Origin of the sequence: Streptococcus suis YS56, from assembly GCF_000440115.1 — a bacterium.
GTDB lineage: Bacteria > Bacillota > Bacilli > Lactobacillales > Streptococcaceae > Streptococcus > Streptococcus suis_L.
This window is the reverse complement of the sequence record NZ_ALMY01000050.1, coordinates 1-22944: the sequence shown is the minus strand read 5'-3', so window position 1 is coordinate 22944 and position 22944 is coordinate 1. Positions and strand designations below refer to the sequence as shown.

Annotated in this window: 22 protein-coding genes; 19 read left to right on the top strand and 3 right to left on the bottom strand. The window is 40.8% G+C overall.

What is annotated here, in order from left to right; all coding sequences use genetic code 11:
* The first annotated feature begins 261 nt into the window (after positions 1 to 261).
* Both SST62_RS01000000111540 and SST62_RS0105660 read left to right on the top strand, forming a co-directional pair.
* Complete coding sequence (locus SST62_RS01000000111540; protein WP_228376849.1) at positions 262 to 1119, top strand: VOC family protein; 858 nt, start codon at positions 262 to 264, stop codon at positions 1117 to 1119.
* A gap of 320 nt (positions 1120 to 1439) precedes the next feature.
* Entirely contained in the window at positions 1440 to 2042 is a 603-nt protein-coding gene (locus SST62_RS0105660) for an alpha/beta hydrolase (protein WP_029186621.1), read from the top strand.
* A gap of 28 nt (positions 2043 to 2070) precedes the next feature.
* Here the strand turns inward: SST62_RS0105660 and pepF are convergent, their stop codons facing one another.
* Positions 2071 to 3861, bottom strand: coding sequence for an oligoendopeptidase F (pepF, locus tag SST62_RS0105655; protein ID WP_029186620.1), 1791 nt, complete (start codon positions 3859 to 3861; stop codon positions 2071 to 2073).
* Positions 3862 to 4028: 167 nt separating this feature from the next.
* Between pepF and SST62_RS0105650 the strand changes: the two genes are divergently transcribed.
* The 10 genes from SST62_RS0105650 to SST62_RS0105610 all read left to right on the top strand — a co-directional run bounded on the left by SST62_RS0105650 (position 4029) and on the right by SST62_RS0105610 (position 13724).
* Positions 4029 to 4367, top strand: coding sequence for an ATP cone domain-containing protein (locus SST62_RS0105650; RefSeq protein WP_002935455.1), 339 nt, complete (start codon positions 4029 to 4031; stop codon positions 4365 to 4367).
* 181 nt (positions 4368 to 4548) lie between these two features.
* Positions 4549 to 5916, top strand: coding sequence for a H2O-forming NADH oxidase (gene nox / locus SST62_RS0105645; protein WP_029186619.1), 1368 nt, complete (start codon positions 4549 to 4551; stop codon positions 5914 to 5916).
* Between the two features lie 128 nt (positions 5917 to 6044).
* Positions 6045 to 8324, top strand: a complete 2280-nt coding sequence (gene pcrA, locus SST62_RS0105640; RefSeq protein WP_029186618.1) for a DNA helicase PcrA — start codon at positions 6045 to 6047, stop codon at positions 8322 to 8324.
* 441 nt (positions 8325 to 8765) lie between these two features.
* Positions 8766 to 9368, top strand: a complete 603-nt coding sequence (locus SST62_RS01000000111535) for a translation initiation factor 2 (protein WP_228376848.1) — start codon at positions 8766 to 8768, stop codon at positions 9366 to 9368.
* Positions 9369 to 9515: a hypothetical protein gene (locus tag SST62_RS1000000112890; protein ID WP_228376847.1), complete on the top strand. Its 147-nt coding sequence runs from the start codon at positions 9369 to 9371 to the stop codon at positions 9513 to 9515.
* Positions 9516 to 9947: 432 nt separating this feature from the next.
* Complete coding sequence (locus SST62_RS0105630) at positions 9948 to 10631, top strand: YjjG family noncanonical pyrimidine nucleotidase (RefSeq protein ID WP_029186617.1); 684 nt, start codon at positions 9948 to 9950, stop codon at positions 10629 to 10631.
* A 78-nt stretch (positions 10632 to 10709) separates the two neighbouring features.
* The gene (locus SST62_RS0105625) at positions 10710 to 11474 is read left to right on the top strand and encodes a CPBP family intramembrane glutamic endopeptidase (RefSeq protein ID WP_029186616.1); all 765 of its coding nucleotides are present in this window, start codon (positions 10710 to 10712) and stop codon (positions 11472 to 11474) included.
* Between the two features lie 256 nt (positions 11475 to 11730).
* Positions 11731 to 11982, top strand: coding sequence for a phage holin (locus tag SST62_RS0105620; RefSeq protein WP_029186615.1), 252 nt, complete (start codon positions 11731 to 11733; stop codon positions 11980 to 11982).
* Positions 11983 to 12436: 454 nt separating this feature from the next.
* Positions 12437 to 13192, top strand: a complete 756-nt coding sequence (gene ldcB / locus SST62_RS0105615) for an LD-carboxypeptidase LdcB/DacB (RefSeq protein ID WP_029186614.1) — start codon at positions 12437 to 12439, stop codon at positions 13190 to 13192.
* An 88-nt stretch (positions 13193 to 13280) separates the two neighbouring features.
* Positions 13281 to 13724: a VOC family protein gene (locus SST62_RS0105610; RefSeq protein ID WP_002935466.1), complete on the top strand. Its 444-nt coding sequence runs from the start codon at positions 13281 to 13283 to the stop codon at positions 13722 to 13724.
* A 27-nt stretch (positions 13725 to 13751) separates the two neighbouring features.
* Here SST62_RS0105610 and SST62_RS0105605 read toward each other — a convergent pair whose 3' ends face one another.
* Together SST62_RS0105605 and SST62_RS0105600 are read right to left on the bottom strand one after the other, a co-directional pair.
* Entirely contained in the window at positions 13752 to 15362 is a 1611-nt protein-coding gene (locus SST62_RS0105605; RefSeq protein ID WP_029186613.1) for a hypothetical protein, read from the bottom strand.
* Positions 15359 to 16102, bottom strand: a complete 744-nt coding sequence (locus SST62_RS0105600) for an ABC transporter ATP-binding protein (RefSeq protein ID WP_029186612.1) — start codon at positions 16100 to 16102, stop codon at positions 15359 to 15361. The genes SST62_RS0105605 and SST62_RS0105600 overlap by 4 nt, the downstream gene beginning before the upstream one ends.
* A 455-nt stretch (positions 16103 to 16557) precedes the next feature.
* Between SST62_RS0105600 and uvrC the strand changes: the two genes are divergently transcribed.
* From uvrC to SST62_RS0105565, 7 genes are all read left to right on the top strand, one after another.
* A complete protein-coding gene (gene uvrC / locus SST62_RS0105595; protein WP_029186611.1) occupies positions 16558 to 18327 on the top strand; it encodes an excinuclease ABC subunit UvrC in 1770 nt (589 codons plus the stop codon).
* A gap of 146 nt (positions 18328 to 18473) precedes the next feature.
* Positions 18474 to 18857 carry a hypothetical protein gene (locus SST62_RS01000000111530; RefSeq protein ID WP_032499356.1) on the top strand — a complete coding sequence of 128 codons (384 nt, stop codon included), beginning with the start codon at positions 18474 to 18476 and terminating at the stop codon, positions 18855 to 18857.
* Between the two features lie 169 nt (positions 18858 to 19026).
* Positions 19027 to 19155 carry a DUF4044 domain-containing protein gene (locus tag SST62_RS0105585; RefSeq protein WP_024409592.1) on the top strand — a complete coding sequence of 43 codons (129 nt, stop codon included), beginning with the start codon at positions 19027 to 19029 and terminating at the stop codon, positions 19153 to 19155.
* A 208-nt stretch (positions 19156 to 19363) separates the two neighbouring features.
* Positions 19364 to 20677: a GTPase ObgE gene (gene obgE, locus SST62_RS0105580; protein WP_029186610.1), complete on the top strand. Its 1314-nt coding sequence runs from the start codon at positions 19364 to 19366 to the stop codon at positions 20675 to 20677.
* 584 nt (positions 20678 to 21261) lie between these two features.
* A complete protein-coding gene (locus SST62_RS0105575; RefSeq protein WP_024409594.1) occupies positions 21262 to 21426 on the top strand; it encodes a hypothetical protein in 165 nt (54 codons plus the stop codon).
* 154 nt (positions 21427 to 21580) lie between these two features.
* On the top strand, positions 21581 to 22525 hold the full coding sequence (locus SST62_RS0105570; RefSeq protein WP_029186609.1) for an Rpn family recombination-promoting nuclease/putative transposase: 945 nt from the start codon (positions 21581 to 21583) through the stop codon (positions 22523 to 22525).
* Positions 22515 to 22748, top strand: coding sequence for a hypothetical protein (locus SST62_RS0105565; RefSeq protein WP_029186608.1), 234 nt, complete (start codon positions 22515 to 22517; stop codon positions 22746 to 22748). The genes SST62_RS0105570 and SST62_RS0105565 overlap by 11 nt, the downstream gene beginning before the upstream one ends.
* The last annotated feature ends 196 nt before the right edge of the window (positions 22749 to 22944 follow it).

The following is a 22944-nucleotide window of genomic DNA, read 5'->3' as shown; positions in this document are numbered from 1 at the left end:
TAACATAAAGAAAAAGTAATGAGTACTCTCTCCCGTCGGAGATTTCCTCACTACTAATCTTAGTATGTTTTTGAACAATTGAGTTTTATCCTTGCTCCTTTTTAGATTTATTTAAGCTAGTTACTTTATAATAAAAACATCTTTTTCATATAATCTCCTGAAAGCACTCGAATGGATTCGGGTGTTTTCTTTGTGCATTTTCTTTGAATATATAACTAATTAGCGATAAAATGATTCTATTATTATCAGCGAGGTCATCTTATGAACAATACAGGTATTCATCACATTTCAAGCTTGGTAGAAAATATTCACCAAGCCTATCATTTTTATCATCATATTCTCGGATTAAAATTGACATTGAAAACTGTCAATCAAGAAGATTCAAGCATGTATCATCTCTTTTTCGGTGATGATGAAGGCCGCTATGGAACGGAATTTACCATTTTTGATATGCCCAGTCATCCTAGTCATCGGCCTGGCAGCAATCGTTTGGAACGAACCATTTTTCTAGTTAAAGATTTTGTTGCCTTGGAATTCTGGCAGAAAAGACTGACAGAGTTTGAAGTAGAAAATGAAGGAATTCAGGCCTTTGGAAATGGACATATTTTAAATTTCCAAGATGAAGATGGCCAGTTGCTTGGTTTGACCTATCATGACTCTATTGGAGAAATGTTCCCGTATGAAACAGATGAAATTTCGTCGGAATACGCCATTCTTGGTATCGCCAGTCTTCACATGCGAATTCGTGAAGAAAAGGCATTACTAAGTTTGCTGACCGAAACCTTCGGATTTGTCGAGGAAAGCCGATTTGTCTTTGAAGATAAGATGGTGATTTCGCTGCTCTTTGATAATACCTTCCAACATCGACTTTATTTGATCCTTGACCAAGAGTCGCCAATCAGCGTGATGGGAGTCGGGACCATTCATCATATCGCATTTGGTGTCTTAGATGAGTCCGACTTGGAAGACCTGATTAGTCGCTTAAATCTTATCAATCGTCCCCATTCTGGAATTATCAATCGAGATTTCATGCATTCCCTGTACTTCCGAACACTCAATTATCTCATGTTTGAAGTTGCGACCATGGCTGGCGAAAGAGAGGCTGCCATGCCAAGATAAGATAAGCAGCTAGATAATGTTGAACTGTTCTTGCCAAGTTTTTTTGAAGAGGACAGACAGGAAATCGAAAAAAATCTCTCCCAGCGTTATAGTCTTTCAGGTTGCTTTTAGTACTCGCTCCAACTATCTGGGAGATAGTTGGAGGTTGGAAATAGAGCGAACAAAGTTCGCATCAACAGCTGCAGGCAGTACTGGAGTACGGCAAAGCGAGTTCAAATACTCCTGTGGAGTGTTTGAAGTTGGAAATAGGGAAACGAAGTTTCCTCGTACGTCGAAGTAATAAAAGATAAACTGAATGACGATATTAGGAGAAATGAAGTATGGATTACTGCTTTATCAAAGGGACCAGTCCCCGTCTCTTGGTCTTTTTCCACGGAACAGGCGGCAACAAGGAATCCATGCTCTTTCTCCGCCAACAGCTGGATCCAGAAGACTCTGTCCTTTCCTTGGATGGAAGTTGGGGTCAAGGCAGGGAAAGGCGTTTCTTTGCCCCGCTGATTGATGGTCAGCTGGATCTTGTCGATTTTGAACTGCGCTTGTCGGCTTTTCTGGATTTTTGGCAGGACTTAGACATCCAGCCCTACCAGCAGATTACCTTTGTTGGCTTTTCAAACGGTGCCAACTTCATCATGGGCTTGTTGACCAAACAGTCAAATCTGGCGGACAATTATATCTTACTCCATCCCTCAGCCTTAGATTATGCATTTCCTATAGAAAATAGCAGAGCAGAGATTTTATTTACACTGGGGCAGAATGACCAACTCGTCGACCAAGTCGCTCTTGAACATCTTGTAGATGACTGGCGAGTGTCAGCTTTTCACAAAGCCAACTTAGTTTGTTTTGATAAGGGACATTTTTTAAGTCAGGATGAATTGACCTATATCAAAAATTGGTATCAGGAAAGAATAGACAAAAAGACCTGAACAAATAAGTTCAAGTCTTTTATGTGTCTTAGATTAGTGTTTCCAGTTTATCCACCAAGGAACCAATATAGGCGATGGTTTCTTTAAGTGGTTGGTCAGTTGAAACGTCAACACCTGCGTGCTTAGCAAGGTCTTGGGCAGAAAGACTTGCACCGAGTGACAAGGTTTCCAACCATTTTTCAACAACTTCTTCAGGATGTTCTTCCAACTGTTTAGCCATAGCCGTACCGATGGTCAACCCAGCTGAGTAGGTATATGGATACAACCCAATGTAGTAGTGCGGTTGACGCATCCAGATAAGACCTGCATCGTCACCGATTTCAAAGTCTTCACCCCAGAATTCCTTGATAACATCCAACTTGATTTGGCAGAGAATATCACCGTTGAGGTATTCTTCGTTGTCCAAACGAGTGTAGACTTCACGCTGGAAGGCTGCTTCAAGCAAGTGAGTAACCATGTTGTGGAAGTAAGTACGGCTGATCAGTTCGCTAATCAAGTAAGCCTGGAAGCCAGGGTCTTGGTTGTTTTTCAAAAGGGTGTTACATGTCAAGACTTCGTTAGCAGTGGAAGGCGCCTCGATGAAGTAGAGGGATGGATCGTAGCTGAGGACGCTTTGTTTCTTAGCTAATTGGAAATGACCTGCATGTCCCAATTCGTGAGCCAATACCAAGACCTCATTCATCAAACCTGTCCATGAAAGGAGGATGTAAGATGGTCCATCATAAAGTGTAGCACAGAAGCCACCAGTAGCCTTACCTTCGTTTTGAGCAAAGTCAATCCAACGCTCATCAAATGATTGTTCAATCATTTTCACATAATCTTCACCAAGAATGCCCAAGCAGTCAATCAAGAATTGCTTAGATTCTTCAGGTGTGATGCGTTGGTTGTATTCTGAAGGCAGGCTGATTTTCAAATCGGCATGGGTGATTTTTTCCAAGCCATGAGCCTTGGCAACCAATTTCACATAGCGACGCATGTGAGGAGCCAATTCCTTCATGATGACATCAATCTGACGGTCGAAGAGATCGCGGGAGACATTTTGACTGTTCAAGAGGAAGTCAATCGTATTTTCAAATCCACGCAAGCGAGCTTCGATTTGCTCGTTTTTGATATGAGACAGATAAGTCGCGGCAGTTGTGTTCTTGTATTTCTTCAAGGTTGAGTAAAAACCAGCAGCTGAATTGCGACGGATCTCGGTATCATGGCTGAGTTCATAATCATTTTCAAAGAGCACATAGCTATTGCCGAGCGTTTCGCCATTTGCCTCGAAGTTGTCAAATGTCATATCTTCAAACTTGGTCACACCGTAGTTGTTGTATGGCTGACCAAAAGTTGGGGCGAAGTTTGAGAGAAGTTCTTCTTGAAGTGGGTGCAGTTGATGCGGCTTGTCTCGTAAAATAGCATCAAAGAAGGCAGCCCAATGAGGATGTTCCTCTTTTAATTCAAGAAGAAAAGCTTCATCTAATTGACCTAGTTCTGAGAAAAGGAAGTCACGTTTTGGACGAGCTTTTGCTGATACCAAGTCATATTCGTTGGCTAGGCTTGCCAACTCCGTATTCATCTTGTCCACTTCTAATGGTAAAAAGGCGTAGTGTGAAAGTCTGCTATCAAGAATGACAATGGTTTCATATTCTGTAAGAGCAGCCACGATGGTTTCTTTATCAGACAACTTTCCTTTATAGTTGGCTTCGAAAGCTTCGACCTGTTTGGCATAGGCAGATAGGTTTTCTTGGTAATTTTCAGGGGTTGGGAACAACAAATCTGTATTCCATGTTAATTGAACATCAATATCTTGACGTTTTGGCATTGCAGATGTCATATAATTCTCCTTTTTTTGTTACTAATAGCTACATTATAACATAAGAAATGCCTTCAGCAAAAATAAATCTATAGCTGAATTTATGAAAAAGAATACTTGACAAAATGCATAAAAACCTAGATAATGTAAGTATGAAAGGGTTTACTGAAAACCAGAAAGGAGCTTTTATGCAAGTCATTAAACGTAGTGGAGAGATTGTTGAATTTGACCCAGATAAAATCTACCAAGCCATCATTAAAGCTGCACAGACAGTTTATGTCATTGATGAAACTTGGCGGAAAAACCTTGCTCAGGTCACAAAGAAAGTAGTGCTTGACTTGGAAGAAGCTCATACAGAGCGACCAACGATTAGCATGGTTCAGTCGCAAGTTGAACACCGTCTTTTAGATGCAGGTTATATTTCTATTGCTGAGCATTACATTTCCTATCGCTTGCAACGTGATTTGGAACGTAACGGTTATGGCGATAAGATTATTGTACATCTGCGTTTTGAACAAGTGCGTTAAGAGAAACCTAGAGAAATCTAGGTTTTTTGCTTTTACATATCTTTACATTGTTTAAAGAAAATAGCATTTCAAAAATTTTTTGAAAAAATGTGATTTTCTGAGCCAAAATTTTGTAATCGGTATCATTTTTAGTGTATAATAGATTTTGTAAAAATATATTTCGAAAGTGAGATTTTCTCTTATGGCTAAAATCGTTGTTGTCGGTGCTAACCACGCAGGTACTGCCGCAATCAAAACTATGTTGACAAACTATGGTCAAGAAAACGAAATCGTTGTATTTGACCAAAACTCAAATATCTCATTCTTGGGTTGTGGTATGGCTTTGTGGATTGGTGAGCAAATTGGCGGTCCTGAAGGACTTTTCTACTCAAACAAAGAAGAGTTGGAGAGCTTGGGCGCGACAGTGTACATGGAGTCACCTGTTACAAACATTGACTATGATGCCAAAACAGTTACAGCGCTTGTAAATGGTCAAGAACATGTTGAATCATTTGAAAAACTTCTTTTTGCAACTGGTTCACAACCTATCTTGCCACCAATCAAAGGTGCAGCAATCAAAGAAGGTTCTCTTGAATTTGAAGCAACTCTTGAAAACTTGCAATTCGTTAAATTGTACCAAAACTCAGCTGATGTTATTGAAAAATTGAAAAACAAAGACATCAACCGCGTAGCAGTTGTTGGTGCTGGTTACATCGGTGTTGAGCTTGCAGAAGCATTCCAACGTAAAGGTAAAGAAGTAGTCCTTATCGATGTTGTTGATACATGTTTGGCTGGTTACTATGACCGCGACTTGTCAGACCTTATGGCTAAAAACTTGGAAGAGCATGGTATCAAACTTGCCTTCGGTGAAACTGTTAAAGAAGTTGCTGGTGATGGCAAAGTTGAGAAAATCATCACTGACAAGAACGAATACGATGTTGACATGGTTATCTTGGCTGTTGGTTTCCGTCCAAACACTGCATTTGCAGGTGAAGGAATCGAGCGCTTCCGTAACGGTGCCTTCCTTGTAAACAAACGCCAAGAAACTTCAATCCCAGGCGTTTACGCTATCGGTGACTGTGCAACTATCTACGACAACGCTACTGGCGACACAAGCTACATCGCTTTGGCTTCAAACGCAGTACGTACTGGTATCGTAGCAGCACACAACATCTGTGGTACTGACCTTGAAGGTATCGGTGTACAAGGTTCTAACGGTATCTCTATCTACGGTCTTAACCTTGTATCAACTGGTTTGACACTTGAAAAAGCTACTCGTCTTGGTTTGAATGCTGCTGTTACTGAAGTAACGGACAACCAAAAACCAGAATTCATGGAGCATGGTAACTTCCCAGTTACAATCAAGATTGTTTACGATAAAGATTCACGTCGTATCCTTGGTGCGCAAATGGCTGCTCGTGAAGATATCTCATTGGGTATCCACCTCTTCTCATTGGCAATCCAAGAAGGCGTAACAATTGAAAAATTGGCCTTGACAGACTTGTTCTTCTTGCCACACTTCAACAAACCATACAACTACATCACAGTAGCTGCTTTGGGTGCTGAATAATCTATTGAATACAAAAGCTCAGAGATAGCTCTGGGCTTTTTTGCATGTCATCTATCACATTGCAACTGCCTATCGAGAGTTTTTTTGGTATAATGGATAGAATGATTTTTTAGAGAGAGTATGAGACAATGAACCCATTATTAAACGGAATGAATGACAGACAGGCAGAAGCGGTACAGACGACGGAAGGGCCGCTCTTGATTATGGCAGGAGCTGGTTCGGGTAAGACGCGTGTCCTGACCCACCGTATCGCTTATTTAATTGATGAAAAAATGGTCAATCCTTGGAATATTTTAGCCATTACCTTTACCAACAAAGCGGCGCGTGAGATGAAGGAGCGGGCCTACGCACTCAATCCTGCTACGCAAGACTGTTTGATTGCTACCTTCCACTCCATGTGTGTACGGATTTTACGTCGTGATGCTGACCATATTGGTTACAATCGCAATTTTACCATTGTCGATCCAGGTGAGCAACGCAGTCTTATGAAACGGATTTTGAAAAATCTCAATCTAGATCCGAAAAAGTGGAGCGAGCGTTCTATCCTTGGAACCATTTCCAATGCCAAAAACGACTTGATTGATGACAAGGCATTTGAAGCCCAGGCAGGCGACCTATACACGCAGATTGTTGCCAAATGCTACTCAGCTTATCAAAAGGAACTCAGACAGTCAGAGGCTGTTGACTTTGATGATTTGATCATGTTGACGCTCCGCCTTTTTGACCAAAATCCAGAGGTCCTGACCTATTACCAGCAGAAATTCCAGTACATCCATGTCGATGAGTATCAGGATACCAACCATGCCCAGTACCAATTGGTCAAGCTCCTAGCATCGCGTTTTAAGAATATCTGTGTGGTCGGGGATGCGGACCAGTCTATCTATGGCTGGCGTGGCGCGGATATGCAGAATATCCTGGACTTTGAAAAGGACTATCCAGAGAGCAAGGTGGTACTCTTGGAGGAAAACTATCGTTCGACCAAGACCGTCTTGCAGGCTGCTAATGAGGTCATCGAAAACAACCGCAATCGCCGTCCGAAAAAACTTTGGACCCAGAATGCCCAAGGGGATTTGATAACCTACTATCGTGCCAGAGATGAGAATGATGAAGCTATCTATGTCGCAGGACAGATTGACCACTTGCATCGAGAAGGCAAGGCTTATAAGGATTTTGCAGTTCTCTACCGTACCAATGCCCAGTCCCGTACAATTGAGGAAGCCTTGCTCAAATCTAATATCCCTTATACCATGGTTGGAGGAACCAAGTTCTACAGCCGTAAGGAAATCCGAGATGTGATTTCTTATTTGAATATCATTGCAAATCCATCGGATAATATCTCCTATGAACGCATTGTCAATGAGCCAAAACGTGGCGTTGGACCTGGTACAGTTGACAAACTCCGTGATTTTGCGACCAGCCACAGCATGTCCTTGCTAGAAGCTTCTCAGGATATTATGTTGTCGCCGATTAAAGGGAAGGCAGCACAGGCGGTCTTTGACCTAGCCAATCTCCTCTATAAGCTCCGTAATCAATTAGACAACTTGACGGTAACCCAAGTAGTTGAGGCAGTTTTAAACGAAACAGGTTATATCGATGCCCTTGCCGCACAAAATACGCTGGAAGCCAATGCTCGCATTGAAAACATCCAGGAATTCCTTTCTGTTACCAAAAACTTTGACGAAAAGGATGCCGAGGAAGAAGAGACAGGTCTGGATCGTTTGACACGCTTCCTGCTTGATTTGGCACTGATTGCGGATACAGATGATGGCGACACCGAATCTTCAGAAGTAACCCTTATGACTCTTCACGCGGCCAAGGGTCTGGAATTTCCAGTTGTTTTCTTGATTGGTATGGAGGAAAATGTCTTCCCACTCAGCCGTGCAGCAGAAGAAGAGGCCGAATTGGAAGAAGAACGCCGTCTGGCCTATGTTGGTATCACTCGTGCTGAGCAGACCCTCTACCTGACCAATGCCAACTCCCGTCTGCTCTTTGGTCGCAGTAATTATAACCAGCCAAGTCGCTTTATCCGCGAAATTTCCAGTGACCTTTTGGACTATCAGGGTCTTGCTCGTCCGGCCAATACTAGCTTTAAGGCTTCTTATGTCAATGGCAGAGCGACACAGTTTGGACAAGGCATGAGTTTGCAACAGGCCATGCAAAGTCGAAAAGCAGCCGTACAACCATCGGCCAAGCTCGGAGGTAGCATGCCTTTCGCATCAAGTAACAAATCGTCTGGCTCAGGCACCAACTGGTCAGTTGGTGACATCGCCGTCCACAAGAAATGGGGACGCGGAACTGTCCTTGAAGTATCAGGTTCAGGCAGCAATCAAGAACTTAAAATCAATTTCCCAGAAATGGGCCTCAAAAAAGTCTTAGCTAGCCTGGCGCCGATAAGTAAGGAAGAGTAGGGATGAGTCAAAAGTAAAGCGGAAACATCGCATTTTACAAGACTTGCGACGTCTTCATAATATTATTTTTAGAACGATATATGACACCTCAAAATGGGTCTTGACCTGACTGTTTTGAGGTGATTTTTTGTATACTGCTTAAAGCATCGAAACAATCTTGCACACTTTGATGACATCTAGATAAGCAAATTTTGAATTTTGAATCGGACGTTTTTAGAGTGTGTCTCACCATCTATATGCTAAATGACAAATATAGAAAAAAACGGATAGCTCCAAGAGAAAATACTACTTGTATTGTTATACTGATAGTAGTTAAAAGTCTTTTATTTGCTAGAGACTCTCATCTTAGTAAGGAAGGGATAGCCTAGAAATGGGACGATTAGCTTGCCAGTATTTTTGTAGCTAGCGCAAAAATAGGTCAAATAAAAGAAGGAGACTCTTATGAGCAAACGTAAAATTATATCAAGTTTATTTTTAAGTGCTACCGTATTGGGAGGATTGCTGTTTACACAGACACCAACCGTAAAAGCGATTGAGTCAGACGGAAATGTGCAAATAACAAATAACACCCCTCAAAATTCACCTATCTTTTCTCTAGGGGATCCTATTCAAGAAACTAACTATAACGAATCGGTCAAAAAGTCAGTATCCATTGATGCAACGATTGGAGACTCTGAAAATGAAGTAAAATGGACGGTAAACTTTGATTCTACCCTTTGGAACCTTCGATATGATAAGGGGGGATACTATTTTATTATCCCTGATGGTATGCAATTGAAAAAACTTGTTAATAAGAAAACAGGAGAAAACTTGTTGGACAAATTCTCAACCGATGTTAATGATGATAAGAATGGTTCAGACAGCAAGTACCGTCACTTTAAGAAGGGTAAAGAAACACATTGGGAACGAAACTTTGATAGCCAATGGGGGTGGTCAGCAGGACGTGTAGGTAGTGGTCAAGTAAACCAATGGAAAGATAGAAATTTATTTTCAGAGATTTATTATATCGATAAGCCTGGTCATAGCGGACCAGTAACCTATTAGTTGTCAGCAGAAGTAACAAATCCACAAAATACCAACACTTCCTTCCCTCTGGTAGCAGTCATGAAGAACTATTACGCTAAAACTTGGTATCTTGGTGAACCAGCTTCGTTGGCAGGACTTGATGTGAAAGTTGAATGGCCGAAATAAGTGACTGACAATTTGCAGAACTAAGCCAACCAGTGGCAATCGTGTGTAGTTAAGGCTACTACGATTGCCTTTTTCTGCGAGTCCTCGTCTTTTGCTTTAATAAACTAGTGCTTGTATAATATGATGAGGAAATGGGTGTATCCAGGGCTGCTGATACTCAATAAAAATCAAAAGTAGCCTAGGAAACGAAGCCGATGACAGAACTCTGTTGTTTTCTTATTTCAAGGCAACAGGCTAAAAAGCCCCACAGGAGTTTTTCACTCATCGAGGCAAGTTGACAATGGATAATTTTGATTTGTAAAGAGTATGAAATCTGAAAAACAGTATAATAGAGCCTAGGACACAGAGCTATTTTTTTAAAAACTGTGGTATACTTTAGACATACTGCCTGCCATCGCTTCAGTAGTTTCTGCTTAGAAAGGATTTATCATCTTGCAATACAAACACTTACTCTTTGATCTTGACCATACTCTTCTTGATTTTAGCCGTGGAGAAGAAGTAGCCTTAACCCAGTTTTTGACAGCTATGGAGGTTGAAGATATTCAAGCTTTTAAAGAAGTCTATCGTCCGCTCAATCAGGGCATGTGGAAGGATTTAGAAAAAGGTCTGATTACAAAGAAAGAGTTGATCAATACTCGTTTTTCACGGACATTTGCTCACTTTGGTCGTCAGGTTGATGGGACGGAGATGGCTTTGCGATACCAAGAGTTTATTGGGCGGCAGGGACAAATTTTTACAGGTGCAGATAGACTTTTGCAGGAATTGACACACCGAGGCTACCAGATTTATGCGGCGACCAACGGCGTGACCTATATACAGGAAAATCGCTTGCTTCACTCACCGATTCAATCGTATTTCAAAAAAGTATTTATTTCTGAGCAGATGGGGACGCAAAAGCCTGCGGCTGATTTTTATGAAAAAATAGCAGAGCAGATTTCAGGTTTTCAGTTTGACCAAGCCTTAATGATTGGAGACAGTTTAACAGCAGATATTCAAGGCGGCAATAATGCTGGCATGGATACTGTTTGGTACAATCCGACTCATATGATCAACAAGAGTAAGGCAGTTCCAACCTATACCATTCATAGCTATCAAGAATTATTAGATTTGTTATAAGGTATTTTAAGAAACTTATAAGGATTTTAGTATATAATTATACAGAAAGAATATGTACAAAAATATAAGGAGGAAAACGTGAAAAGATTACTGAGACGCATTCGTCCAACCAAGCCCCTAAAAGAACTCACTTGGATAGATTTGATTATTATCACAACGATTTTATGTGGTAATGCTATTTATACCTCAACCATGCAATGGATAGCATCATTTTCCGCAACAGAAACCGTTGAAACAGGGGTTCTATCGTTTAGTCCAGCCGATAATTGGTGGGCTCTAGCCAATCAAGGAAAGTTATTCCTGTTTGCCCTGGTGTATTTATTGATTCGGAATTATGATTTCAAGCAGCTAAAAGTAAAATTAGAGTGGAGAGTTTTCCTCTGGGGACCTCTCATTTTCATCGGTGCGGGTCTGATTAGCGATTTGACATTTACAGCCTTTTCATATATTCCAGGTCTATCTGGTGGGTATAATTTTCTCGGATACTTGCCTTACTATGACTGGAATATCATGACAGTGCTCAATCGTTTCCTAGCTGTTGACTACAGCACAGTTATCTATTCCTTGTTTAATGGCTTCTATGAAGAGTTCTTTTTCTTAGGCTTATTGTTGAGTACAGATAAGAAAAAGCGTTCGCTGGTCTTACTCTTTTCAACAATTGTCCGTATATCTTTCCATACCTATCAAGGAATGATATCTGCTCTTGTTATTGGTGTAGCCTTCGGTCTTTTCTATTACTACATGTATACAAGGAAAAATGATAATTTATTGCCCTATTTCTTAGGACATGCTCTTGCGGATATGGTTGGTACAAGTTTCTTCTTGTTGTTTATTGCAGGGTAAATAATGCAGAGAATGGACATCAAGCTAATCGGAGAACATTTCTTTCTCCCTACAGCTGACAAACGGATGATGATATGTAGTTTCTATCAACTCGGTATCATCACCCGTTTTATTGTGCGGATATTTAGTCATTTGAATTAGTTTTGCTACATGGTCTCTTTCGATTGCTTTATCATATTTTTTATCCCATATTTTTTTGAATTAACGATTTATTTATGTTAAAATGTATTTTTATACATCAAAAAGGAGTATAGATATGAAACAAATAAAGAATCGTTTAAAAAAACATATGTTTTGGATTGGACTCATTTCGTTGGTATTGATGCTCGTTGATAATGTCCTATTTTGTTATTTTAATATTGAATGTAGTCGTACCTTAAACCAAATCGAGCAGACGATTTGTATCATCCTTAGTATTCTTGTATTTTTAGGAGTGCTAAATAATAAGCCGGATGTGAAGGCAGAAGACATCCTAAAAAATGGTATGTCATCTAAAAATCAACAATAGTGTTTGGTCGGGACTATTGCTGAGGTATCTCAGCTGTACTTACAGTTCATACTCTTCGAAAATCAAAATCAGACGTTGTTGACTTGATTTGATGAACTTCAGTTCTATCTGCATCTGCGTCGCCTAGTCTGATTTTGATTTTCATTGAGTATCAGTATCTCTAGCTAATACTGATTTTTCAAAATACAGTCAGTATTTCCTAAAAAACTATTTTGTATGTAAATTACTTTACTTGTGAATACAGGTATTTAACATCATATATGTCCACCAGTCGAAAGGCTGGTGTTTCTATTTATGACACGTATGTTATCAGGAATGCCACTATTTGAAAGAAAAGAATCGAGAGAAATTCAATGAACACTAAAAATATCAATAGTAGTTAAAATCATAAGCCGTCATTAGACGGAGTTTTATGATTGTGCTACAATAGACATAATTATAAAAGAACGGGGTGATGATAATGAAACGTACTATTCTATTATGCTTGCCGACAATACTGTTACTAGTAGCATGTCATCAAAATACAAATCAGGCCAATACTACAAAAAATTCGTCAACAGTTATTTCGACTACTTCAAATCAGTCTGCTTCAACAACTTCGGAGCAGTCAACAAGCAGCTCTACATCGGCGGAAACGAATCAAGAAGTAACAAGTACAGAGACTCAGGTAAATTTTAACGGTTCCTATTATAGTGTACAAGGAAAATATGGCGAAGTGATTATCGCCAATAAAAAGCATCCGCTTGCAGCTGATTATGCACCGGGCGAAAATCCTGAAGCCTTAGCAGCTTTTCAACGTTTAATAGCAGATATGCAGGCGCTAGGATTTGGTATCTCCAATAACTACAGTGGATTTCGTTCCTATGAAACTCAGGTAAACCTCTACCAATCCTATGTAAATCAAGAAGGACAAGCAGCAGCAGATAGGTATTCTGCAAGAGCTGGATATAGTGAACATCAGACAGGATTAGCCTTTGATTTATTGGATACAAGTGGTAATTTATTAGAAGAACCCAATGCTTCTCAGTGGTTGGCTACGAATGCGCATCTATATGGCTTTATTGTCCGCTATCTTCCGGGAAAAGAGTCTAGCACAGGCTATATGGCAGAATCCTGGCATGTGCGATATATTGGTCAAGAAGCGACAGATATTTACAATTCAGGCTTGACCTTGGAAGAATATTTTGGTGTACCAGGCGGAGACTACTAATTTTACATTTAGTCAGAAATAAGTCGAAAAATTTGTCCGTATAACTAACTCGTGATATAATAAACCATCATAACTTTGGAGGTCCATCATGCTTAAAGCAATGGAAGTATACTTGGTTACTAATGGCAATGGTTTGGAAGCTATCGAGTTTTATAAAAATGCTCTTGGGGCAACAGTGGAGCAAGTAAATCTATTTAAAGATTTCTTACCAGACTGCCCTGCTGAACTAGAAAATTACGTGATGAATGCACAGTTTCGTTTGAATGGTCAACGGTTTATGTTGTCAGACAACAACCCAGAAATGCCTTATACAGTAGGTGACAATATTACAGTTGCGCTTATCACAGATGATGCTGAAACAGCGCAGGAACTATACAGCAAGTTATCCGTAGATGCAACTGCTATCAATATGGAACTTCAAGCAGTTCCTTGGTCTCCTGCCTATGGCAATGTAACAGACAAGTTTGGTATCTCTTGGCAAATCAATGCTGAAGTAGAAGGCTACGGTCAGGAATATTACGCAGAAAACTAAAATAGATTGGACAATGCCTTGTCCAATCTATTTTAGTTTTTGCCAATAAGCTTTGTAGATATATAGTTGAAGAGCAGCTGATAGGATGAGCAGTAAGGTCATCAAGGCTGAGCTTACATAGGCTGCACCAATAGTGCCAGCTAATATGATGCTGACAACTAGAATGATGGCTCCGAGAAACATTGTTCCTATGATCGATCCAGCAATCAACCATTGCCCCGCTCCGCGACCAAATAACTGGTTACTATTTTGCCAGTTGAGCATGAGGAGTCGTTGGTCACGCCAGTAATAAATCTGACCAGTTAGCAGGGCTGAAATGATGATGCCGACTGTAAAGAAGAATGCTAGAATGAATTTGACTTTCATGAAACCTAGAGCCAAAGCAAAGTAAAGTAGAGTCGGTAGTGCAAATTGCACGGCAGCCAATACCCAGAATTTTTGGATGATAAATTTTTTGAAACTTATAGGAAGCGTTCGAATGAAATGATAATTTTCCTTCTCCAATGACATGGCCACTCCGATGAAGGTTGTAGAACCAGCAAATAGACTGCCAAGCAAGAATCCAGCTAAAAGAGCAATACCAAAGAAATCCCATTCAACTGAACTCAGACCACCATTCTCCGTGAAACGGCTAAAACTTGGGAAAAGTGCCACTCCCATAATGATTGGTTGTATCATGGTTTGGACCATGAGGTTGCTATCTTTAAGAGTAGATAGGTGGTGTTTCACTAAAGCCTGATTGAGATTGCTAGGAATCTTGGCAGATTTAGCATTATTGGTCCGTTTTGTCGAAGCATTTTCAATCGCCAAAACTTGATTAAAGTAGTTGGGAATGACAGTTTTAAACGCAAACACAATAAGTCCAATCATCAAAATGAGAGGAAGCCCAAAATGAAGGAGTGTTTCTAGTGAGATAGTATGGCTGACCAAGTAATGGAATCCAGCAAATATAGGTATGATAGGAAAATCAACAAAGCCACCAGATTCGAGTGAAACGGTCTGCTGAGATTGCAGGAACATGAGTGCAGCAAAAGCCAGCAAGGAAGAACCTGTCATCAGGATTGTAGAAATCAATGTTTTACGAGGGCTTTTTGTCAGAACTTCCCCAACAAAGTGCATGATAATCAGATTGACTAAATTAACTAAAATCCAGAGAATCAAAAAGGAAGGGATGGAAGCTAAGGCGAGGAGCGGACCGCCAATTTGCCAGTAAGTGATTAGAAGTAAAGACAGACACGGCATGAGGAAGGGTAAGACCATCCCTTGTGCAGAGAGGATTTTAGCGAGGAAGACTTCTTGTGGCTTCAGGGGAAGTGCTAAATACAACTTTGTATCCTTACTATCGTAGAAAACGGAGAAGAAACCTGTAAAACCGTAGACAATGGCAATAATGGTAAAGAGTGCTAGTTGCAGAGAAAAGAAACCGATGGACTGACTATAATCTACTCCCATGAAAAAGACAGAATAGAGAAGTCCGAAACTCAAAACCATAAATACTTGTTGCAAGAGGACACTTTTATAGGCTGAAAAGGAGGCGTCTTTGCGCTTGTTTTGTTTCTTCTTGACGGAAGCTAGAAGTTGAGGATTGGAATAAAGAATATTAATCTTTACTAGTTCCCAAATGATGGATTTACTCATTCTTCCTCACCTGCCTTCACTTGTTGGCGTCCAGCTAATTCCAAATAGATGGTCTCCAAATCTTTATCTGGATACTGTGATTTGAGTTCATCTAGACTTCCTACGAAAATGAGTTGCCCTTTTCGAAGAATAGCAATGCGGTCACAGAGTTGTTCAGCTACTGAAAGGACGTGTGTAGAAAAGAGAACGGTGTGACCAGACTGAGCATGTTCTTTCATCATTTGTTTGAGGTCGAAAGAGGCCTGAGGATCCAGTCCAGTTAGGGGTTCATCCAAAATCCAAATATCAGGGTTAGGGATCAATGCACCAATAATAATGGTTTTCTGACGCATACCGTGTGAAAAACTATCAATAGGCTCATGCTGGCGCGCGGTCATATCAAATAGACTAGATAGTTTAGCGATACGGTCATCAACTGCATCCTTTTCTACACCATAGACCTTGCCCATAAAGTGCCAGTATTCAAAAGCTGTTAAGTGTAGGAAGATGTCTGGCGAATCTGGAACATAGGCTATCCGTTTCTTGACTTCATCACGGTTCTCCTCTAGGTTTAAACCATCAACAGAGATAGTTCCATAACTGGCTTCGATTATCGAAGTCAATAGACTGATTGTCGTTGTTTTTCCTGCCCCATTGTGACCAATTAAACCGAAAATCTCGCCGCTTTCAATTGTCAAATTCAGGTCATCAAGTGCGATTGTTTCGCCGTATGTTTTTGTGATATGGTCAAATTGTATCATAGTAACCTCCTTGTTATTCGTGAACTAAAAGTAGGAGCTTGCTAGGTATTCCGAGCCGTATTCCAAATGTTCTTCGAATAATATATACAATTAATTACATTTATTATACTGCTGAATTAGTACAAAAGCAATAGTTTCTATCGATATTTTTGTAGTATAGATGCGGATATATTCCAAGAAGTCGAGTATCGTCATTTAGTTTTTCTTTTATTACTTCGACGTAAGAGGAAACTCCGTTTCCTTATTTCCAACTTCAAACACTTCACAGGAGTATTTGAACTCGTCTTGCCTAACTTCAGTTATGCCTGCGGCTTTTGAAGCGAACTTGGTTCGCGCTATTTCCAGCCTTCAAAGGTTCCCCAAACCTTTGAAGCGAGTACTAAAAGTAAACTAAAAGACTATATACAATGGAGTGGAATAAGCTCGATTATCAGAAAATTTGCTATAATAGACCTATGAACGATTTGATCAAGCATAAGTTGGAGTTGCTGCCGGACAGTCCGGGTTGCTACCTCCATAAAAACAAGTACGGAAAGATTATCTATGTGGGCAAGGCCAAAAACCTGCGCAATCGGGTGCGGTCTTATTTTCGTGGTGCCCATGATACCAAGACAGAGGCATTAGTATCTGAAATTGCCGACTTTGAATTTATCGTGACAGATTCCAATATCGAGGCCCTCTTACTGGAAATCAATCTGATTCAGGAAAACAAGCCTCGCTATAACATTATGCTCAAGGATGACAAGTCCTATCCCTTTATCAAGATTACCAAGGAACGTCACCCACGGCTGATGATTACACGGCAGATAAAAAAGGATGGTGGTCAGTATTTTGGTCCCTATCCAGATGTGGGTGCGGCCAACCAGACCCTCAAGCTATTGGAGCGTCTGTATCCTTTCCGCAAATGTAAATTGCCTGAGAACAAGTATTGTCTTTATTATCATTTGGGGCAATGTCTGGCCCATGGAGAAAACCTGCCCAGCCTGTCTGACTATGACAAGATGGCTAAGGAAGTTGCCCAGTTCTTGACAGGGCATGATGATAAGATTGTCAAGGAAGTCCAGGAAAAGATGAAAGCTGCTGCTGGCAATTTGGAATTTGAAAAGGCTGCGGAATACCGAGATGTCCTGCAATCCATTTCCACCCTGCGGACCAAGCAACGTGTGATGGCTCATGACTTGCAAAATCGAGATGTCTTTGGCTACTATGTGGACAAGGGCTGGATGTGTGTGCAGGTTTTCTTTGTTCGACAGGGGAAACTAATTGAGCGGAATGTCAATCTTTTTCCATACTACAATGATGCGGACGAAGACTTTTTGACCTACATCGGTCAGTTTTACAGGGACCAGCAACATTTGATTCCCTCAGAGGTCTTGATACCGCAGGATATTGACCAAGAAGCCGTAGAAGCTCTGGTGGATACCAAGGTCATCAAGCCCCAGCGTGGCGAGAAGAAGCAGCTCATCAATCTGGCAACCAAGAATGCGCGTGTTAGTCTGGAGCAGAAGTTTAATCTCTTGGAGAAAAATCTGGAGAAGACCTACGGTGCGGTGGAGAATATCGGTCAGCTTTTGGGGATTCCGACGCCTGTGCGGATTGAGGCTTTTGATAACTCCAACATCATGGGGACTAGTCCTGTGTCGGCTATGGTGGTCTTTGAAAATGGGGTGCCTAATAAAAAGGAATACCGCAAGTACAAGATTAAGACGGTGGAGGGACCAGATGACTATGCTTCCATGCGAGAAGTTTTGCAGCGACGGTACAGTCGGGTGCTGCGGGATGGTTTGACACCGCCTGATTTGATTATCATTGACGGTGGTCAGGGTCAAGTCAATGTCGCCAAGCAGGTTATCGAGCAGGAGTTGGGTATGTCCATTCCCATTGCAGGTTTGCAGAAGAATGACAAGCACCAGACCCACGAATTGCTCTTTGGCAATCCGCTAGAAGTGGTGGAATTGCCCCGTAATTCACAGGAATTTTTCCTCTTACATCGGATTCAAGATGAAGTGCACCGCTTTGCTATCGAGTTTCATCGTCAGGTTCGGTCAAAAAATTCCTTCTCATCCAAATTGGACGGCATAGAAGGCCTAGGACCAAAACGCAAGCAGGCTCTGATGAAACATTTCAAGTCTATTGGCAATATCCAGTCAGCCAGCCTACAAGAAATTGCAGAAGCTGGTGTGCCTTATAAGGTGGCGGAGTTGGTCAAGGAAAAGTTGAAGTAAAACTAAACGGTGTAATAATATCCAAGAATCTAATAAAAATACATCGGAATACTTTACAATCTCGGTATTATATATCATAATATACATACCAAGTGCTTGATATGCTTCAATTTATTGCTAATAAAATAGAGAGTTAGGTAAAGGTTATGCAAAGATATCTCACTCATGCAGTTGGATTGTTGTTCATATTGTGTATGTTACTGCCGTTTGCATATACTACGGACAGTGAAAATTACTCTGTTTTCCTTGTATCAGGTTGGCGGTATTTCAGTCAAAACTTGTTTTCCTTGTCCTCTATTCTAATCTTTTTAGCATTCTTTTTCATCAATTATCAAGGTCATAAAAATATCCAACTGATTATTTTTGTCATGGCTTTTATGGCTACCTTGTATTTTTATTGTTTACCTATTCTGGCTTTAGGAGAAGGGGGATGGAGTCAGATAATTGAATTGCCTGTTGCTTATTACATTTGTGGTTTACTTATGCTGGTTGGAGTTGGTTTGAAATTAAAACGTTTGGTATTTGATTAGTTTAAATTTCTTGAAAAGCAAGAGGACTGTCTTTCTAGTCAAAAGCTAGAAAGCAGTCCTTTTTAGCTAATCAGGGAAAGCCTTGTTGCTGTTAGTATAGAGATGAAATTTGAAAGCTCTACTAATTTATGGTAAAATGAATTATCAATGACTGATTAAGGAGAAAGCAATGGCGTTCGGCGAAGAGAAACACAAGAAAACAACATTTGAAAAAGTAACTTTAGTAGTTGTTGTCGTGATGGTTGTCGTGACATTAGCTGGCTTGATTTTACCAGCCATTAATGCATTGATGAATTAAGAATCTGTATTCACTGTTCAGCACTTCTATACTAAGGCTAGTTTTTAAGCACTCATCGTTAGTTTTTTTAGAAAATACAGTCAGTATTTTGAAAAAACTACCTTGATTGGCTAAAAACGATTTCTTATATATGAGCACTTCGATTGTGAATACAGGTCTAAAACAAACGCTTTTAAGCGTTTTTTTCTAGGAAAGAATAGGGTAAATTATGAGTATGTTTTTAGATACTGCCAAGATTAAGGTCAAGGCAGGGAAAGGTGGCGACGGGATGGTCGCCTTCCGCCGTGAAAAGTATGTACCTAATGGCGGTCCTTGGGGCGGTGATGGTGGTCGTGGCGGAGACGTTGTTTTTGTTGTAGATGAAGGCTTGCGTACTCTCATGGACTTCCGTTACAACCGTCGTTTTAAAGCTGACGATGGTGAAAAAGGGATGACCAAGGGCATGCATGGTCGTGGTGCGGAAGACCTGATTGTTCGAGTACCACAGGGGACAACTGTTCGTGATGCGGATACTGGCAAGGTCATCACCGACTTGGTTGAAAATGGTCAAGAGTTTGTCATTGCTCACGGTGGTCGTGGTGGTCGTGGAAATATTCGTTTTGCGACACCTAAGAATCCAGCGCCTGAGATTTCTGAAAATGGAGAACCAGGTGAGGAGCGCAATCTTGAATTAGAATTGAAAGTGTTGGCTGATGTAGGTCTTGTAGGTTTCCCATCAGTTGGTAAGTCAACGCTTCTCAGTGTTATTACAGCAGCTAAACCTAAAATTGGTGCCTACCATTTTACAACCATTGTGCCAAATTTGGGAATGGTTCGGACCAAATCTGGCGAGTCATTTGCTGTGGCAGACTTACCAGGTTTGATTGAGGGTGCTAGTCAAGGTGTTGGATTGGGAACGCAATTCCTTCGTCACATCGAGCGGACACGTGTTATCTTGCATGTTTTAGACATGTCAGCAAGTGAAGGCCGTGATCCTTATGAAGATTACGTAGCCATCAACAATGAATTGGAAACCTACAATCTTCGCCTCATGGAACGTCCTCAGATTATCGTTGCCAATAAAATGGATATGCCAGAAGCGACAGAAAATCTGGAAGAGTTCAAGAAGAAATTGGCAGCCAACTACGACGAGTTTGACGAACTGCCACAGATTTTCCCAATCTCAGGGATTGCTCACCAAGGTTTGGAAAATCTTTTGGAAGCCACAGCTGAGTTGCTAGAGAAAACACCTGAATTCTTGCTCTACGACGAATCAGATTTCCAAGAAGAAGAGGCTTACTATGGCTTTAACCCAGATGATCCAGAATTTGACATCAGTCGTGCAGACGATGCAAGCTGGGTTCTATCTGGTGATAAACTAGAAAAACTCTTCACCATGACTAACTTTGACCGTGATGAATCTGTCATGAAATTCGCCCGCCAGTTGCGTGGCATGGGTGTCGATGAAGCCCTGCGTGCGCGTGGAGCCAAAGACGGCGACACAGTTCGCATCGGCAAGTTCGAATTTGAGTTTGTGGATTAAAACTGTCTGGGGGACAGTTTTAACCCGAGCCTGAAAATTCGCAAGCGAGGAAGTCTGGGGATAGACTGTATCAGTCCGAGCCCGAAAATTCGAAAGCGAGGTAAGCAGTTTGACTGGGAGTGGGAAAGAACTCGACTAGTTAAAAAAGAGTTCGTCTTCCCACCCCCGCACAGTTGATTAGATCAGATTTGGAGTGTAAAACACGAACAAATCTGCCAATCAACCACTGCGCTGAGATGTTGACACGAACTCTGAAGAGTGGTGCTAGGCTTTTTGCCCAGCCTCTAGTCAAACTACGCCAAGTCCTAGGGGACCTTGGCTAGCTACCTTACTAACTTCACCCAAATGGTAGTATCGACCATTTGCGTTCCGTGTCGTAACTTTGGAATCACATCTAAGTCCTAAAGGACTTGATGTAGTACGGTAGCCGCTATGGCGGACTACCTACCAACCTTGCTAATTCCGTACAGGCAGTAGTATCGACTGCTTGAGCTTCATGTCGCAACCTGCCGAGATTTTTGGAACTGTTTCATCTGTCTTCTTGAGCTTGGGCTAAAACAATTATTAAAAATTTGGAGGTTTGTATGGGTGATAAACCGATATCCTTCAAGGATAAGGATGGAAATTTTGTCTCAGCAGCCGATGTATGGAATGCTGAGAAATTAGAAGAACTCTTCAATACACTCAATCCCAATCGGAAATTGCGATTAGAGAGGGAGCGTTTAGCAAGAGAGAAGGAAAATGAGTAAACTTGACCTGTTAGTTTTCAAATAACTAGCAGGTTTTTGGTATTGAATTTTGAAAATGTTAGTGAATGTGCTATAATATATTTAGGGAAAATGCTCTATTTTTCGAATATATAATACGAGGTTATATCTCAATCAATAGAATATGGAGAAAAATATGAGCAAAAAAAGACATCGCATCAATCCAATGATGGACATTGCAGCTAAAAAAGTTTTTAGCGATCCAGAGGTGACCATTGATTTCATTGAAACCTTTCTTGGTTTCAGACCTAAAATGGTCAAAATTATGAACGGAACTCTTGCTGATTTAAAGAAAGAACAAGATGGCTATTTTACTACGACCGTTGATGTTCTTGCCTCATTGGAAGATGATACCCAAGTAGTGATTGAAATCCAAGTCGCCTACCAAAGAGGCTTTTTGAAAAGATTGTGGACCTATATTTGCCAACACCTGGTCGCAAACCTGCCCAATGTTCGACAAAAAGTTGCCAAAACCCATAAGATGTACGATAAAATCCAACCTGTCTATGGTATCGCCGTAGTTGCAACCAACTACTTTAAAGATGAAAGACCAGTCCATTCCTTTATCATCACCGATTCAGAAACAGGTCAGGTCTTGGAGTTTCCATTTGGTAAACAAGAACAAGCGAGAAAGCCCTTCGAGATGGTCATTGTAGAACTGAAGAAACTGCCATTGGGAGAAATGGATAGGAAACAACAGCTATGGATGGAATTCTTCTCTAACAAAGAATTTAGCTTCAAACAAACCAGTGCGATCCAAAGGGCAGAGTATCTTTTGGATGTGAATAATTGGACACAGGAGGAAAGGACAATGATTGACACATGGAACCGAAATGCTGCTAGTTATTACGAAACTATGCAGGAACGCTTTGAAGAAGGCTATGAGGAGGGTGTTGAGGATGGTTATGAGAAAGGAATTGAGAAAGGTGCAGAACAAAAAACGCAAGAAGTTTTGATTTCTCTTTTTCAAGTTGGCATGTCTGATGAGAATATTTCCCTAGTTCTGAAAATGCCTATTGAACAAGTGAGGGTGTTGCGGAAAGATATTGTCACAGAAGAAGGTCATGAACATGGCAACTAAGCTGTTTTTTTCTGATGGCATGAAATCTCGCTTCGTTATTTCAACAGATCTCCTAGTAGAACAGAGTGGGAGTGGGAAAGTCATCCATGATGGCTCCGCCCACTCCCACGGAATAATAGATATCGAAGCTAATGGAGCCAACACAAAGGTGGATAAGAGAATGATAGAAGGAGAACTCTGTGCTACACAGGGTTTTTATTTTAAATTTCTTTTCCTGATTTAATTGCATACTATCAAGATTTACCTCGGATGTAAACAAGCGAGAAAGTTCATTTCGTCAGGCTACGGGGGCTGTCGTAAAGGCTATCTTTTCTAATTATCTCAAATTTGTCATCACCAACTTGTCCCATATTAAGTTCTACCTCATTTCCTTGTCTCATTCTAATTTCCTGTTTTTGAGACAGACTAGAACTTACTTT

Excerpts from the sequence above, each read along its gene's own strand:
- obgE (WP_029186610.1), top strand. The coding sequence starts at position 19,364 with ATGAGTATGTTTTTAGATACTGCCAAGATTAAGGTCAAGGCAGGGAAA.
- SST62_RS01000000111535 (WP_228376848.1), top strand. The coding sequence starts at position 8,766 with ATGAGCAAACGTAAAATTATATCAAGTTTATTTTTAAGTGCTACCGTA.
- SST62_RS0105575 (WP_024409594.1), top strand. The coding sequence starts at position 21,262 with ATGGGTGATAAACCGATATCCTTCAAGGATAAGGATGGAAATTTTGTC.
- SST62_RS0105570 (WP_029186609.1), top strand. The coding sequence starts at position 21,581 with ATGAGCAAAAAAAGACATCGCATCAATCCAATGATGGACATTGCAGCT.
- SST62_RS0105620 (WP_029186615.1), top strand. The coding sequence starts at position 11,731 with ATGAAACAAATAAAGAATCGTTTAAAAAAACATATGTTTTGGATTGGA.
- SST62_RS0105585 (WP_024409592.1), top strand. The coding sequence starts at position 19,027 with ATGGCGTTCGGCGAAGAGAAACACAAGAAAACAACATTTGAAAAAGTA.
- SST62_RS0105650 (WP_002935455.1), top strand. The coding sequence starts at position 4,029 with ATGCAAGTCATTAAACGTAGTGGAGAGATTGTTGAATTTGACCCAGAT.
- SST62_RS0105565 (WP_029186608.1), top strand. The coding sequence starts at position 22,515 with ATGGCAACTAAGCTGTTTTTTTCTGATGGCATGAAATCTCGCTTCGTT.
- nox (WP_029186619.1), top strand. The coding sequence starts at position 4,549 with ATGGCTAAAATCGTTGTTGTCGGTGCTAACCACGCAGGTACTGCCGCA.
- SST62_RS0105600 (WP_029186612.1), bottom strand. The coding sequence starts at position 16,102 with ATGATACAATTTGACCATATCACAAAAACATACGGCGAAACAATCGCA.
- SST62_RS01000000111540 (WP_228376849.1), top strand. The coding sequence starts at position 262 with ATGAACAATACAGGTATTCATCACATTTCAAGCTTGGTAGAAAATATT.
- pcrA (WP_029186618.1), top strand. The coding sequence starts at position 6,045 with ATGAACCCATTATTAAACGGAATGAATGACAGACAGGCAGAAGCGGTA.
- pepF (WP_029186620.1), bottom strand. The coding sequence starts at position 3,861 with ATGACATCTGCAATGCCAAAACGTCAAGATATTGATGTTCAATTAACA.
- SST62_RS0105610 (WP_002935466.1), top strand. The coding sequence starts at position 13,281 with ATGCTTAAAGCAATGGAAGTATACTTGGTTACTAATGGCAATGGTTTG.
- ldcB (WP_029186614.1), top strand. The coding sequence starts at position 12,437 with ATGATAATGAAACGTACTATTCTATTATGCTTGCCGACAATACTGTTA.
- SST62_RS01000000111530 (WP_032499356.1), top strand. The coding sequence starts at position 18,474 with ATGCAAAGATATCTCACTCATGCAGTTGGATTGTTGTTCATATTGTGT.
- SST62_RS0105605 (WP_029186613.1), bottom strand. The coding sequence starts at position 15,362 with ATGAGTAAATCCATCATTTGGGAACTAGTAAAGATTAATATTCTTTAT.
- SST62_RS0105660 (WP_029186621.1), top strand. The coding sequence starts at position 1,440 with ATGGATTACTGCTTTATCAAAGGGACCAGTCCCCGTCTCTTGGTCTTT.
- uvrC (WP_029186611.1), top strand. The coding sequence starts at position 16,558 with ATGAACGATTTGATCAAGCATAAGTTGGAGTTGCTGCCGGACAGTCCG.